Origin of the sequence: Arhodomonas sp. AD133 (assembly GCF_051195215.1) — a bacterium.
Taxonomy (GTDB): Bacteria; Pseudomonadota; Gammaproteobacteria; order Nitrococcales; family Nitrococcaceae; genus Arhodomonas.
This window is the reverse complement of the sequence record NZ_JBNAZM010000001.1, coordinates 221969-236300: the sequence shown is the minus strand read 5'-3', so window position 1 is coordinate 236300 and position 14332 is coordinate 221969. Positions and strand designations below refer to the sequence as shown.

The 14332-nt window shown below is 67.4% G+C and carries 15 protein-coding genes; 4 read left to right on the top strand and 11 right to left on the bottom strand.

What is annotated here, in order from left to right; genetic code table 11:
* Window positions 1–233: 233 nt before the first annotated feature.
* From ACPEES_RS00965 to murI, 3 genes are all read right to left on the bottom strand, one after another.
* A complete protein-coding gene (locus ACPEES_RS00965; RefSeq protein WP_435099948.1) occupies window positions 234–1022 on the bottom strand; it encodes an OmpA family protein in 789 nt (262 codons plus the stop codon).
* Entirely contained in the window at window positions 1019–1417 is a 399-nt protein-coding gene (locus ACPEES_RS00960) for a DUF4398 domain-containing protein (protein WP_435099945.1), read from the bottom strand. Before ACPEES_RS00960 ends, ACPEES_RS00965 begins: the two co-directional genes overlap by 4 nt.
* 115 nt (window positions 1418–1532) lie before the next feature.
* Window positions 1533–2333, bottom strand: a complete 801-nt coding sequence (murI, locus tag ACPEES_RS00955) for a glutamate racemase (protein ID WP_435099942.1) — start codon at window positions 2331–2333, stop codon at window positions 1533–1535.
* A gap of 203 nt (window positions 2334–2536) precedes the next feature.
* Between murI and ACPEES_RS00950 the strand changes: the two genes are divergently transcribed.
* Window positions 2537–3598, top strand: coding sequence for a phospholipase A (locus tag ACPEES_RS00950; RefSeq protein ID WP_435099939.1), 1062 nt, complete (start codon window positions 2537–2539; stop codon window positions 3596–3598).
* Between the two features lie 2 nt (window positions 3599–3600).
* Here ACPEES_RS00950 and ACPEES_RS00945 read toward each other — a convergent pair whose 3' ends face one another.
* Both ACPEES_RS00945 and ACPEES_RS00940 read right to left on the bottom strand, forming a co-directional pair.
* Entirely contained in the window at window positions 3601–4296 is a 696-nt protein-coding gene (locus ACPEES_RS00945; RefSeq protein WP_435099936.1) for a hypothetical protein, read from the bottom strand.
* A 284-nt stretch (window positions 4297–4580) separates the two neighbouring features.
* Window positions 4581–4991, bottom strand: coding sequence for a hypothetical protein (locus tag ACPEES_RS00940; RefSeq protein ID WP_435099933.1), 411 nt, complete (start codon window positions 4989–4991; stop codon window positions 4581–4583).
* Window positions 4992–5394: 403 nt separating this feature from the next.
* Here ACPEES_RS00940 and ACPEES_RS00935 point away from each other — a divergent pair, with 403 nt between their 5' ends.
* Window positions 5395–5946 (top strand): SCO family protein, encoded by a 552-nt coding sequence (locus tag ACPEES_RS00935; protein ID WP_435099930.1) that lies wholly within the window; start codon window positions 5395–5397, stop codon window positions 5944–5946.
* 201 nt (window positions 5947–6147) lie between these two features.
* Window positions 6148–6507 (top strand): hypothetical protein, encoded by a 360-nt coding sequence (locus ACPEES_RS00930; RefSeq protein ID WP_435099927.1) that lies wholly within the window; start codon window positions 6148–6150, stop codon window positions 6505–6507.
* Between the two features lie 435 nt (window positions 6508–6942).
* Here ACPEES_RS00930 and ACPEES_RS00925 read toward each other — a convergent pair whose 3' ends face one another.
* Genes ACPEES_RS00925 through tcyJ form a run of 4 tightly spaced genes read right to left on the bottom strand, consistent with a single transcriptional unit; the run spans window position 6943 to window position 11344 of the window.
* A complete protein-coding gene (locus ACPEES_RS00925; RefSeq protein WP_435099924.1) occupies window positions 6943–9033 on the bottom strand; it encodes a tRNA(Met) cytidine acetyltransferase TmcA in 2091 nt (696 codons plus the stop codon).
* A gap of 37 nt (window positions 9034–9070) precedes the next feature.
* Window positions 9071–9862, bottom strand: a complete 792-nt coding sequence (tcyN, locus tag ACPEES_RS00920; protein WP_435099921.1) for an L-cystine ABC transporter ATP-binding protein TcyN — start codon at window positions 9860–9862, stop codon at window positions 9071–9073.
* A gap of 6 nt (window positions 9863–9868) precedes the next feature.
* Window positions 9869–10534 (bottom strand): cystine ABC transporter permease, encoded by a 666-nt coding sequence (gene tcyL, locus ACPEES_RS00915; protein WP_435099918.1) that lies wholly within the window; start codon window positions 10532–10534, stop codon window positions 9869–9871.
* Window positions 10535–10546: 12 nt separating this feature from the next.
* Entirely contained in the window at window positions 10547–11344 is a 798-nt protein-coding gene (gene tcyJ / locus ACPEES_RS00910) for a cystine ABC transporter substrate-binding protein (RefSeq protein WP_435099915.1), read from the bottom strand.
* A 318-nt stretch (window positions 11345–11662) separates the two neighbouring features.
* On the opposite strand from tcyJ, the gene ACPEES_RS00905 reads away from it, so the two are divergent.
* Window positions 11663–13234, top strand: coding sequence for a M28 family metallopeptidase (locus tag ACPEES_RS00905; protein ID WP_435099912.1), 1572 nt, complete (start codon window positions 11663–11665; stop codon window positions 13232–13234).
* A 16-nt stretch (window positions 13235–13250) separates the two neighbouring features.
* Here the strand turns inward: ACPEES_RS00905 and ACPEES_RS00900 are convergent, their stop codons facing one another.
* Window positions 13251–13712 (bottom strand): nucleoside deaminase, encoded by a 462-nt coding sequence (locus ACPEES_RS00900; RefSeq protein ID WP_435099909.1) that lies wholly within the window; start codon window positions 13710–13712, stop codon window positions 13251–13253.
* Window positions 13709–14290, bottom strand: a complete 582-nt coding sequence (locus tag ACPEES_RS00895) for a TIGR00730 family Rossman fold protein (RefSeq protein WP_435099906.1) — start codon at window positions 14288–14290, stop codon at window positions 13709–13711. The genes ACPEES_RS00900 and ACPEES_RS00895 overlap by 4 nt, the downstream gene beginning before the upstream one ends.
* Window positions 14291–14332: the final 42 nt, after the last annotated feature.

Here is a 14332-nt window from a genome sequence, read left to right as displayed (position 1 = left end):
GGGCTCCCGTCGTTGACTGGGCGATCCGCCATTATGCCGGTTTTGCAGGGAACCATTAACCGATGGCTCGGGATACGGATCTTCTCAGAAGTTATTGTTCGCAACACAAAGTGCACGGAGCAATCCACGAAGCACACGAAGGGCGGGACGAACCGGTGTGCGGTGAGTGCCCGCAGCAGCGTGTCGTACCCTTTGTACCCTTCGTGCGCTTGGTGTTGATCCCTTCTACGGTGTCATGACGATGCCGCGTCGAGGATAACGAACTCGACGCGCCGGTTCTGCTGGCGGCCGGTTTCGCTGTCGTTGGACGCGATGGGCCGGTTCTCGCCGTAGCCGACCACGACCATGCGTGCCGGGTCGACGCCGCGCCGGATCATGGCATCGGCGACCGACTGGGCCCGGCGTTTCGAGAGATCCTGATTGTATTGGGGTGAGCCGATGCTGTCGGTGTGGCCCTCCACGCGAATGCGCCGGTCGGGATGCTCGCGCAGGAATGCCGCCAGCCGGTCGAGCGGTGACTGGGCGGCCTCGGTGAGGCGCGCGCTGTCGAACGCGAACAGCACGTTGCCGAGGGTCAGGACGATGCCCCGTTCCGTCTCGCGGGGCTTGAGCTCCGCGAGTTGCTCGCGCAACTGGTCGATTTCGCGCTGCTGACGTTCCACTTGTTCTTCCCGTCGTGACAGGCGCAGTTGCTCCCGTTCCCTGGCGATACGTCCAGCCACGGCTTCCGCTTCTGCAGCAGCCGCGGCTGCCACGGCGATCTGCGCGTGCCGCTCGGCGAGGTAGGCGAGATGCTCGGCGCGCCGCTGCGCGCCCCCGCCAAGTGCCTGCCGGGCCTCGTCCAGGCGTTCCCGGGCTTTCGCGAGCTCCACCGGGGCGTACTCCGCCACGGATGCACTGGACTCGGCAGCGCTGATGGCAGCCTCGGCGGCGTCGAGGGTGTCGTCGGGCTCCTCGGGTTGCGTTGCGCACCCGGTGAGCATGGCGAGCAGCCCTAGGGTCAGAAGGCTTCGACGTATCATTGGGTTCCCTCCTCGAGCTTCAGCTCGCGACGGAGAATTTCCAGGCTTTCCTGCATCTCGGCCTTCTGATTCTCCGCTTTCACCCGGCGCGCATCGGCTTCGGCAAGACGGGCGTCGAGGGTGGCGCGTTCGGCGAGCCGACGTGCTTCGGCATAGTTTTCCGAAATGTCGTCCTCGGCATCGGCGAGCTTGCGTGCCCGCTGCAGTTTCGTCTGGGCCTCGTAGAGGGGAAGGGAGCGGGATTCATCGGCGATGGCCTGCCGGGCCTGCTCGATCGCGTACGCCGCTTCGGACAGCGCGTCTCCGGGGGGTGGTGGCGGTGCCGAGGCGCACGCGCCGAGCATTATCGAGGTGGCCAACGCCATGACGGCGGGTAGCGGGTAACGTCCGTGCATTACGGCCTCCTGAGAGTAGTGAGCCGTGAGAACACGAATAGCACCATCCCGTGAACTCGGCCACACCGATCGGCCCGGGGGACGCCGATCGGACGGACGGTGATCGGCGGGCGTGTCAGTCGTACGGGGCCTGCACGGTCATTTGCGCTTCTGCGAGTGCCTCGAGCACGGACGGATCCCCGCTGGCCGACAGCACGATACGTCCGGATCCGTTGATATCGGCTGACAGCAGGTGCAGGGTGCGGCGAGCGACAGCAGATGCCGTATCCACGAGGCGCACATCGGGGCCCAGGGCAGTCTGGAGTTCCCGCCGGAACAGGGGAAAGTGGGTGCAGCCGAGCACCAGCGTGTCCACTGCGGCCTCGCGAAAGGGGGCGATGGCGCGGGTGACCGCCGCGCGTGCGGCAGGGCCGCGGATCTCGCCGCGCTCGGCGAGGGTCACCAGCTCGGGACAGGGATGGATGACCACTTCGACGCTGCGGGCGTAGCGTTCCCGCAGCACGCGAAAACGCTCGCTCGCCAGGGTACCGGCGGTCGCGAGAATCCCCACCCGGCCGTTGCGGGTCAGTCGTGTCGCGGGCTTGAGGCCCGGTTCCATGCCGACAACGGGAATGTCGAGCCGGCTGCGCAAGTGCTCGACGGCTGCTGCGGTCGCCGTGTTGCATGCGACGACGAGCGCCCCCGCGGCGATGGTGGTGCACCAGTCGACGATCGCATCGGCACGCTCACGAATGCGATCGGCACTGCGGATTCCATAAGGCGCATGCGCGTTGTCGGCAAAATAGTGGTAGTTCGCATCGGGACGCTCCCGCCGCAATGCCCGCAGGACGGTGAGGCCGCCAACACCGGAATCCCACAGCGCAATCGGGGTCGGCACGGCGCACGGATCGGATGGTTCGGGCTTGTCGCTGGTCATTCGTGTGGGTCGCGGTATTGTCAGCGCTCGGCGACAGGACGTCGTTAACCGCCGGCAAGCTTACTCGACGCGGCCTTCGGCGCCCAGCGCTGCCTGCGCGTTGTGGTCCGGGGCCACGATCTGCGGCAGGATGAGCCACCGGGTCACCGGCGGCGCATGGGCGTCCCGCCGGGATGTGCAATTCGCAGAAGGATCGTCAGAGCGTGAATACCAACCACTTTACCGGTCTCGCGCTTGCGCTCGCAGCATTCGCGGCCCAGGCCCAGGAGTCTCCCGACGGGCTGGGCGGTGCGATCGAGAGTCAGGAACTGCAGGGCTGTCTCCGACTGGAGGATCCCCAGGAGCGGTTGACGTGCTACGACACCACCCTGGGGCGTACCCCGACGGGGGTTTCGGCCGACGAGCTACTGCCCGAGCGACGGGCCGGGCCGCAGACCGTGGAGGCCGAGCCTCCGCCGCCGGAGCCGTCGGCGATGGCCAAGCGCTGGGAGCTCGTGGCGCAGACCGATCGCGGACCTTTCGTGATCACGCCGCACCGTCCCACTTACCTGTTGCCGCTGTCGTACAATGCCAGCCCCAACGACGAAGTCTACCAGTCAGCAGGGGTGCTCGAGGACGGCCTCGACCGTACCGAGCTCAAATACCAGGTGAGCTTCAAGACCAAGGTCTGGCCGAACCTGTTCTCCCGGCAGGGCGACCTCTGGGTGGCGTACACGCAGCAGTCGTTCTGGCAGGCCTACAATCGTGACGATTCCTCGCCGTTTCGCGAAACCAACTACGAGCCCGAGGTGATTTATGCCTACAACACCGATTACGATCTTTTCGGTCTGCGCGGGCGCGTGTTCACGCTCGGTTTGAATCACATGTCCAACGGCCGCTCGGACCCCCTCTCCCGGAGCTGGAACCGGGTGATCGCCGGGGCGGTGTTCGACAACGGCGATCTCGCCGTGAACGCGAAGCTCTGGTGGCGGCTGCCGGAATCGGACGAGGACGACGACAACCCGGGCATCACGGACTACTACGGCAATGGCGAAGTGTGGACGTTCTACAAGGACGGACCGCACACCTACGGGCTGATGCTGCGGAGCAACTTCGATGTCAGCGGCGACCTGCGCGGGGCGGTCCAGCTCGACTACAGCCACCCGCTGTGGGGTGGCATGAAGGGCTACGTGCAGCTCTTCCACGGCTATGGCGACGGCCTCGTCGACTATGATCACGTCAGCACCCGGGCAAGCCTGGGCCTCATGCTGACGGACTGGATGTAAGCTCAGTGAAGCGCCATGCCGCATCCGCGCGGCAGGGCGGTGCCGTCGAGGGTCAGCCGGATGGTCGTCGTGGGGTAGGGCGCATGCTCGGCATGCATGTCACACCCTTGCTCGCCGATGGTGATTTCGAGCTCGTGGGTGTCGGTACGCAGGCGATAGTGCGTGTTCCCTGCCCCGGGGTCCCCGTTGGACTCGGGGGTGGGGAAGTAGCGGCGTTTGCCGTTGCTACGCGTGAACAATACCGTGCGGTCCGGGCCGATCTCCAGCGCCCAGATGGCATCGACCCCACGCGCCCAGTAGTCGACACCGCGTAGCCTCGCGTCCTCGATGACCGAGCGCGCGTGACGCTCGCGGCACCGAAAGCGGTGGCCATCCGGTGTCGTCAGCACGGCCTTCGAGGCCGCGGTGCGCAGTGTCATGCCGTCCGCGCTGCGATAGCGTCGGCCATCGCCTGTATCGGTGCGTTCCAGGCGGACGTTGCGGGCCGGCAGGAACAGAAACACGGCATCCGGCCCCTGCTGTTCGACGACGATGTACTTGCCGCCTTCGCACTGGTACGCCTGCGCGCGCAGGTGTTCCGATACCGGCTGGAGGTCCGCCGTGACACCGGCGTGTGGTCTATGGCCGGCACAGCCGGCGACAAGGGCAGCGCTCGTGAAGAGACCGAGCAGCGTGCGGTTTCTCGAAGTCAGCGACATGGCGACATCCCTGGCTGGCTGAATCGAGGCGCCAGAATAGCGGTATCCCGGGCGGCAATGTGTGATGTGCGTGTCACGAATCGTGACATCGGGGTGCCGCGCGGCACGTGCACGCGGCGCACACGGCTACTAATCGGAGGGTATGCCACCTGTCAGAGCGCTGTGCGGTTCGGCTGCAAGGCGCGCGCGAAGGCGTGGCGAGGCTCACGTCGAGTGAGTGCAACGCCGCGAGAGCGCCCGACAGGCCCGCTGACATGTGGCATGACCTGGAATCGGATTAGTCATCAACGGGAGGAGTCGCCGGTGGCCTCGGCGGCTTCCTCCCGGGTGTAAAAATCGCCGTCACGCAGGAAGCCAGCGATTATCGATGGCTTCAACGCCGTTATCCGGCCGGCGGCATCCCGCTGCAGCACCCAGTCATCGGGGAGTCCGTCGAGCAGGTGCATGGGAGCCGGTGTGCCGTCGCGAAAGCGGGGAAGGGCGACCCTGCCGGTTTCCTCATCGCGGAAGGCAGCGCGGAACCCGGCGTGGCGATTGTTCTCGCTGACACCACCGCTGTCGCCCAGCCGCCGGTTGTCCTCGAGCAGGCGTTGCGTGTCCAGTGCGCTGGCCACCGGGCTACCAGCATGCCGTGCGGAGGAGGCCCGGCGCTGGCGACGCTGGCCGTTGCGAGGCGTTTTTACGGACAGGCTCATTGTGACAATCCCCTCGCGACGATGAGGCCCCATCAGGGGGGCTTATGATACCGATGCATTGAGCGTGCCATGTGGTGGATGTTGGTCCGTGGGGCTGCGGAATGCCGGCAGGCGGGCCGTTGGGCGGTATCGCGGCGGCGCGGCCGGCGTTGGGTGTCACGGAATGTAACGTTACGGTGTCACAACGCGCGCACACCGTGACGTTCTGCGCGGGGCGCGGGGCAGGCCGCGCGCTTGCAGCGCGGCGCGCTGCGGCTACCCTCGGTGGTGACGAGCGTTCCCGGAGATCGGATCGGGCGAGGCCGTAATGAGAGGATGTCATCACCGCCGTGCGATCCGACGACACCCGGCCGGAGAATGCACCAGGCGCAATTGGCCACTGCGAACGGCGTTGTCGGCCGTGATGGCGGTCGTGTTACTGGCCTGCTCGCAGGAGCCGACGTGGCGGACCCGTGAACTGGATGGCGCTGCGTTCCCGGGGCTCGACTTCGCCCTGACGGGAGAACGGGGAAGTACCATCACGGAAGCCGCGTTTCGCGGTCACGTCACCCTGCTGTTCTTTGGCTATACGTATTGCCCGGACGTCTGTCCGACGACGCTGGCGACGTTGAGCGCGGCCATCGACGGACTCCCGGACTCACAACACGAGCGGATCCGGGTTCTGTTCGTGAGCGTCGATCCCGGTCGGGACGACCCTGCTCGCCTCGCTGATTACACCGACGCCTTCGGACCGGAATTCGTGGGGGCAACCGCCGATGTGGCCCGGCTGCGCCGGCTGGCGAGCCGATATGGCTCGGCGTTCGGATATGGCGAGCGCGACGAGTCCGGCAACTATCCCGTCTCCCACGGGAGCAGCGTGCTCGCCTTCGACGGACGTGGCCAGGCGAGGCTGCTGATTCGTCCCGAGGACAATGCCGAGGACATCGCTCACGACCTGGGGCGGCTAATACGCTAGTGTCCTGAATGAGAATGTCGCTGTATCTCTGTGCGACATGGCGCCGCCGTCGCGGTGTTGGCGTCGCTCGACATGGGGGCCGCCACGCCTTCGCGCCGCCGCCTGGCGACACCGGGGCGCTCAGAAGTGCAGCGACATTCTCATTCAAGACACTGACCGTGCACCGGCATGTCCGAGCCGGACAAGGAGGAGGGTGACGGCGTGAAGCACTGGCTTATGGCGGGCGGGTTCGTGGCTGTGTTGATCGCGGCGTATGCGCTGCCACTGGCGGTCACGCTCCACGCCGCGGCGGTGGCGACTCAGCCCGGTGACCGGCTGGTGGTCGCGTTTTCGCCCGATACCCCGGTGCCGGCCGCTCTGGAGCGGTTGGGGAGCGCCGGAACGGCGATTGCGGGTGCGGCGTGGGCGCCATGGTTCTATAGCGTGGATGTTCTGGATGCTGCCGCGGGGCAGCAGCTTGCCGGACAGGCATGGCTCATGCGCTGGCCCACCGGCTCGCAGACGTTCGCGGGTTGCTTCGTGCCGCCGACGACACAGCAGTCGCGGCCGAGAGGCTGGTGATCCGGGGCGTGAACGGCGCAGAGCGACCGGTGACCGTCACACCGGCGAGCGCGCGGTTCGCAGGCAGCAGCAGACCGGTTTCCTGTCCACCCGGCGTGGCGGCAGGTATGGGCATTGGCGGTATCATCACCGCAATCGCGGGCGTATCCGGCGGGCTGTTGTCCGTGGGCGTCGCCGGGCTGGCGGTGGCGGGACTGGCACTGGGACTGTCGGGCCCGGTCCGTGCCCGTGTCGGGATCGCGGTGTCGATCTGGGTGGTTGTCGCGGCGCTGGCCTGGGGCGGAGCCGGGACAGGGCCCACCGGGCTCGTGGTCGTGGTGCCGGGAATCTTTACGTTGATGTCGCTCGCCATGGGTCAGGCGCTGGGCACGGCGGCGGGGATCGCAAGCATGGGGTGGACACGCTCGCGGCGTACGTCGTCTGGCCAGGGCGAGACTACCCGTGCGCGCCGCAGCTCTCGAGCAGGTCCGCCACCGCCCGACGCAGGTGCCGGATGACCGCCCGCCGCCCGGAGAGGTTGGCGCCACGGGCCAGCTCGGGCCAGTCGTGATGCTGGAGGAAGCGACCGATAAGGAGATACCGGGCCGGGTCGTCCAGCGTCGTATCGTGGCCCGCCGCGAGTGCGTGGAGCAGCAACCGCTGGAGCGAGGCACCGGCATCGTCCGGTCCGCGGTTGCCGTCAGCGAAGATCCGGGCGACGCTGCGATCCCGGGCATCGGGGGGTGGCACCGGCAGCTCGCGGCATAGTGCCGCGGCGACCTGTTGATCAAGGTGGGTCAGTATGCCGGCCAGGCGCCAGGTGAGGTCCGATGCCAGATTGTGCCGTGCGGCATTCGCCAGCGTGGTGGCGCCAGCGCTCAGCGCGTGGAGCATGAACACCGAGTGGGTGCCGCTCGCTGCGTCCCGCCGGTTGCCGACGTGGATTGGGTAGAGGCCGCATCCGCGCCAGAAGGCGATGAGCTTGGGCGTGGCGCCGAATGCGGTGGCCAGGGCATCGCGGCCGTCGCCCCGGGCCGCCTCCTGGATAGCGTTCACGAGCTGGCGGCCGATGCCGGCGCGACGCGCGCCCGGGTGCACCGCGATACGATGGACCCGGCGGAATCGCAGCTCGACAGCCGCCGTCAGCCCGGCGTGTGCCGCGAGTGATTGGGCGAACAGGTGGCCGCGGACGCGGTGCTCGCCGCGGGAGATGGTCGAGGCCCGGTCGCGGGGCAGATCACCCTCATCCAGCGTTATCGCCGCCGCAAGTACGCTACCGGAATCGTCGCGCACGGCCCACAGGCGGGCATCGGGCGCCTCCAGGGCCTGACGGATGTCCTCGGGGCGGGTCTGGTAGTGCGCGTCCACGAGAAGACCGAAGAAAGCGCGCAGCGCGGCGTCGTCCTGTGTCAGGTCTCGCCGGTCCAGCTCGCTGGCGTGCAGGCGACCGACCGGCCCAGTGGCCGGCAGGGCGTGTGGCTCGGCGTCCAGCAGCAGTGCCCGCGTGGTGAAGCACTCCAGCGGATCGCCGGATGCCCAGCGGATCGGCTGGGTGAGCGTCACATCCCGCCATTGCGGCGTGAGACGATCCAGCGCCGCACGAAAGCGTATCCGGAATCCGTGACCGGTGCCTTCGTAGCCATGGGTGGTCGTTGCGAATGCGATGCGCGAGTAGCGTGTGAGCAGGGTCTCGAGTATTGGCGCCGGCAAACCGGCCGCTTCGTCGACGAACAGCATGTCGGCGGGGTGGTGATGGCGCAGTAGTTCGTCGGGCGGGAGGAACCGGATACCCCCTGCATCGGCGCCAGCGGCCGCGTGGGCAAGGAGCGTCTCGGCCGCATCGCGGCTCGGCGCTGTGACCAGCAGTCGCGTCATGCCACCTTGGAGCAGGCGTGCAGCCGCGATACCCAGCGCCGTGCTCTTGCCCCGGCCGCGGTCGGCCGTGAGCACACTGGGGCGACGCCGGTGTCCTCGTGCGGTTTTCAGGACCGCGGCCACCGCCGCCTCCTGGTCGGCCGTCGCGCAATCCGGATCCTGTGGTGTCGTCGCCGTCGCGCCGCCGCATTCGGGGGGAGCTGGCGGTCGGTCCGGGAACACGCCCACGGCGGGATCGCTTCGCAACAATTCCACCAGGCGGTCGCGGAAGTGCGGGGCACAGTCGGCGGGCGTATTTGGCCAAGACAGCCGGCGGGCAATGGCGGCGTCGGCGTGCGTACTCCAGGCGGCCAGGTCCGGGGCGAGGAGGACCAGCAGACCGCCCCCGCGTAGCGTGCCGGCGAGGACGGCGAAGGCGTCCAGGTCGAGGCCGTCACGCGCATCCAGGACGGCGTCCCGGTGTTCGCTCCCCAGCAGCGAACGCACCTGCCGGGGCATCACGTGGCGGTGCCCGTCTATGGCGGTGGTGGCGACGACCACGCTCCCCGTGGGCAGCGCGGCGGCGAGGTCAGTGGGCAGTTGCGTGGCCGGCACCACGACGAGCCGCCGGTGCGCACCGTCGGTGTCCCGCGCGTGCTCCAGGAAATCCGCGAGATCCCGGGCAGTCGTCACGGCTCGCTCGGCATCGGTGGTGCATACATCGCCGGCGTCACTGCGGGGGCGCGGTGTCGTCGTGCTGCGGCGCCTGCCCTGCGTTGAGCAGCTTGTGCAGGAATCGCCGCGTGCGCTCTTCGCGCGGTGCGGTGAAGAGGTCCCGGGCCGCTGACTGCTCCACGATCTGGCCGTCGGCCATGAACAGGCCACGGTCGGCGACGTCCCGCGCGAATGCCATTTCGTGGGTGACGATGACCATGGTGCGGTGCTCGCGGGCGAGGTCCCGGATCGCCGCGAGCACCTCGCCGACGAGCTCCGGGTCCAGCGCCGAGGTGGGTTCGTCGAAGAGGATGACATCCGGCTCCATGGTCAGCGCCCGGGCGATGGCGACACGCTGTTGCTGACCGCCGGAGAGCTGGGCCGGGTACGCATCCGCCTTGTCGCCGAGTCCGACGCGCTCGAGCATGGCGCGGCCGCGGCGTTCTGCGCTCTCGCGGGGTTCCCGTTTGACCACGATGGGGCCTTCGGTGACGTTTTCCAGGGCCGTTCGGTGCGGAAACAGGTTGAACCCCTGGAAGACGAAGCCGACGTGCTGGCGCAAGCGCCGCACTGCATGCTTCTGCCTTGTCAGCGGGCGGTCGCCGGCGACTTCTATGTCGCCCACACGTATGCGGCCATCACTGGGCGCCTCCAGGCAGTTCAGGCAGCGCAGGAGGGTGGTCTTGCCGGAACCGCTCGGGCCGACCACGGCCAGCACTTCGCCGCGGTCCACGTCCAGGTCGATGTGCCGGAGTACTTCATTGGGTCCGAATCGCTTGGTGAGGCCGCGAAGCTCGATCATGCTCATGGCGGTTCAGCTCGCTCGCGTGTGGCGGGTGGCGCGTGCCTCGAGGTGGTTCTGCAGCCACGACAATCCGGTGGACAGCACCCAGTAGCAGAACGCGGCAGCCAGATACATGGCGAAGACCTCATAGGTACGCGCGGTGATGAGCTGCGCCTGGCGGAAGAGCTCGGGCACCTGGATGGTGGCGGCCAGGGAGGTGTCCTTGACCGTGCTGATGAAGGTGTTGCCCAGCGGCGGCAGTGCGACGCGGGCGGCCTGGGGGACGATGACCCGGCGCATCGCCTGTACGGGGGACATGCCGATGGAATAGGCCGCTTCCCACTGGCCCCGGTCGATGGAGGCGATGGCCGCGCGCAGGATTTCCGCCGTATAACCGCCGATGTTGAAGGTGAAGCCGATCAGCGCGGACGTTATGGGGTCGAGGCGCAGACCGTACTGAGCCAGCCCGTAGTAGATGAGGAAGAGCTGAACGAGCAACGGCGTGCCGCGGATGAACGACGTGTAAATGCGGGCCGTAACCTGTAGCACGCGCAGCGGCGATAGCCGCATCAGTGCCAGCAAGAAGCCGAGAACGAGCCCCAGCTGCATGCCGCCGACGCTCAGACCGATGGTATAAAGCGCGCCCTTCAGGAGGAAGGGCGCGGACTGAAAGACGAGTTGCAGGTTTTCGATCACTGGACGGGGATTTTACTGGGTGACGTCGATGCCGAACCACTTCTCCGAGATCTCGGCCAGTTCGCCGCTTTCACGGAGGTCGGCGATCGCCTCGTTGACGGCGGCGAGCAGATCGTCGTTGCCCTTGCGCAGGGCCACGCCCACGCGCTGCGTGGCGAACGGCTCGCCGGCGGCGACGATACGGCCGTCCGACTTCTCCATGAGGAAACCGACCATGAGCTTGTCGTTGATCACCGCGTCGATGCGGCCGACGCGCAGGTCCTGCAGCTTCGAGGGGTCGTCCTGGTAAGTCTCCACCTGGGCCTCGGGCACGTTCTCATTGAGCCACTGCTCATAGTTGGTGCCCAGGCCCACGCCGACCGCCCGGCCGGCGAGGTCGGCGGGCCCGTCGATCTCGTCCTGCATCCCCTGGCGGACGATGATCTGCATCCCCGAGATCGTATAGGGCTCGGAGAAATCATACTTCTTCCGTCGCTCCGGGGTAATGGTCACCTGATTGACGATGACGTCGAATCGCTTGGTGTCCAGGCCGGCGAGCATGCCGTCCCACTTGGTGGGCACGAACTCGGCCTCCACGCCCAGTTCCCCGGCGAGCGCCCGGGCGAAATCCACCTCGAAACCCACCAGTTCCCCGCTCTCGTCCTGGTAGTTGAACGGCGGATATGTGCCTTCGAGCCCTACTTGGATCCGGCCTTCGCTGTTGATCTGCTCGAGCAGCCCTGCCGCTGATGCAGCGGTTGGCAGCACCATGGCGGACACCGCCGCGGCAGCCAAGGTGGCGAGGGTTCGGCGGAAGGCGGTGCGCAGCATGTCGATTCCTCCTGTTCTGCCGGCCCGGGAGGCGCGTCGACATCCGCGCGCCCCGGCGAATCCGCATTCTGTCCATGTTAGAACAATTCGCTCGTTGACGACATGGATGCCGCGGCCTGTGCCCGCAGGACCGGGCGGCGAATGTGACGGGCTGCCCGGATTGGCAATGGCGACGTTGCGCCGTTCGGGATCGCTGCTAGTTTCCGCCATGTCCACCGGCGGCAGTTGCCGGCGGTGGCGGAATCGAGGGGGGACGAGCCAGGAAGGTCAGGGGGCATCCGCCCCCGGATATACCAACAACAGCATGGAGGAGCCCTCATGCAATGGAAGCACGCGTTGGCCGTGGGTGCGCTGGTCACGAGCTTCGCACCCGCAAGCCAGGCCCTGCCGCCGGATCGCGGCGAACCACCGCCCGGTTGGGATCGCGCCTGCCGAGCTGGCGGGTTGAGCAGCAGCCCCCTGGGCCTCGCCCTGTGCATGCGTGGCGACAACGTCCACGAACACCTGCAGATGCTCCAGGACATTGCCAACGCCAATGACGGCAACCGGGCTTCCGGGACGCCGGGTTACCGCAGCTCCGTGGATTACGTGCGCAATCAACTGTTGGCCGCGGGCTATGAGGTGGACGTCCAGCCGTTCGAGTTCCTGGCGTTCTACCCCCACGACGCGAGCCTGCAGCAGACAGCGCCGGCGGACACGGTCTACGAGCGCAACACGGATTTCGCGATGCTCTCCCAGACCGACCCGGGCGAGGCGGAAGCCACGGTGACACCGGTGGACCTCGATCTCGGGCGTGGCAACAGCTCAACCAGCGGTTGCGAGACGGAGGATTTCGCGGATTTCCCTGCCGGCAACATCGCGTTGATCCAGCGCGGCGCCTGCGCGTTCGGCCAGAAGGCGGAGAATGCCGCGGCTGCGGGCGCCAGCGGTGCCATCATTTTCAACCAGGGCGACACGGATGATCGCACCGGACTGATCAATGCCACGCTGGGTGGCGATTACAGCGGTGGCATTCCGGTGTTGTTCGCCACCTACGGGCTAGGTGAGAGCTGGGCCGCCACGGAGGGACTCACCCTGCACATGATGGCGGACGTGACACGTGAGATGACCGAGACGTACAACGTCATTGCCGAGACGCGCAGCGGCGATCCCGACAGCACCGTCATGGTCGGGGCCCATCTCGATTCCGTGATAGACGGGCCGGGTATCAACGACAACGGGTCGGGCAGCGCCGCGATTCTCGAGTTGGCGTTGCTGATGCAGCGCAGCCACACCGCCAACCGTGTGCGTTTCGCCTGGTGGGGCGCGGAGGAATCCGGTCTGCTGGGGTCGAACCACTACGTCGAGAATCTCGATGATGCCGAGCTCGAGCGAATCGGCGCCTACCTGAACTTCGACATGATCGGCTCGCCCAACGGGGTGAACCTGATCTATGACGGCGACGGCTCGGCGTTCGGCCTGGCGGGGCCGCCCGGTTCCGGGGAGATCGAGGCGCTGTTCGAGCACTACTTCAATGGTCGTGGCGAACCCCATGCGCCCACGGAGATCAGCTTCCGCTCGGACTATGCCGCGTTCTTCGAAGCCGGCATTCCCTTCGGCGGACTGTTCACCGGGGCCGAAGTGGTCAAGACCGAGGAGGAGGCCGAACGATTCGGTGGAACGGCCGGCGAGCCCTACGATCCATGCTATCACCAGGCCTGCGATACCCTGTCCAACGTGGACGTCAAGCGCATGGATCTGCATGCCGATGGTATGGCGCTGGTCACGGGGCTGCTGGCCTGGTACCCGGATCTCGACGAGATCGGTGGTGACGAGGCCGGCGCGGCGCAGAACCGTGCCCTGACAGCCCCCGCATCAGCGCAGCGTTCCGGGCACGCGTACGTGCGCTGAGGCGGGCGGCGACTACTCAGCGAAAGACGGCCTCGCCCTCGCCGCCGGGGGCGGGACCGATGACCTCCACGGCCCGCTCCCCGCGGGCCATCACTTCCGCGCAAGTGAGGTGGAGATGGTCACTGTCGCCGCCGGTGAGCTCGCGGAAGCGGGCGCCACCGACCGCGAACACCACGCGATCGATACCGCACTGGTAGATCAGCGCCGCGCACATGGGACACGGCTCACCGCTGGCGTACATTGTCGCGCCGGCGAGCGCCCCGCGCGCATCCTCGTCGAGATGACGAAGCAGGTTGAGCTCGGCGTGGGCGCTGGGGTCGGCATCGTTGTTCTGCGTGTTGCGGTCCTCGGCCAACATCCGGCCGGCCGCGTCGGCAAGTACCGCCCCGAAGGGCTCGTCACCGGCCTGGCGCGCCTGCACGGCGAGATCGATGGCACGCGTGAGATGCTGCCGATCCACCGGTGTCATGGCGGTCATAGGCTTTCCTGGTCGATCCACTGGGTGACCCGCGGGGCCTCGTACCCGGCGAAGCGCTCCAGCAGGCGCTCCGCGTCACTTTCCACGAGAAGCATGTCACGGTTACCCCGGCGCAGGAAGCCGGTATCCACGGCGTGGTCCAGGAAGCCGACGAGCTGATCGTAGTAGCCGTTGACGTTGAGCAGGGCGCAGGGTTTGCGGTGAAAGCCGAGCTGTGCCCACGTCAGGATCTCGAAGAGCTCCTCGAAGGTGCCGAGACCACCGGGCAGTGCGATGAAGCCGTCCGAGAGCTCCGCCATCAGGGCCTTGCGCTCGTGCATCGACTGCACCACGCGGAACTCGGTCAATTCGCGATGCCCGATCTCACGGGCGAGGAGCGTCTCGGGCATGACTCCGATGACCTCGCCGCCGGCGGCGAGCGCCGCATCCGCCACGGTGCCCATGAGCCCTATGGCTGCACCGCCGTACACGACGCCCAGGCCGCGCGCGACGAGCGCTTCGCCGAGCGCTCCCGCGGCTTCCCGGTAGTACGGGTCACGGCCTGCGTTGGAACCGCAGTACACGCAGATTCTTTGCATGGTCCCTCCTATCGGTAGCTGGCGACCATTCTACCGGAGGAA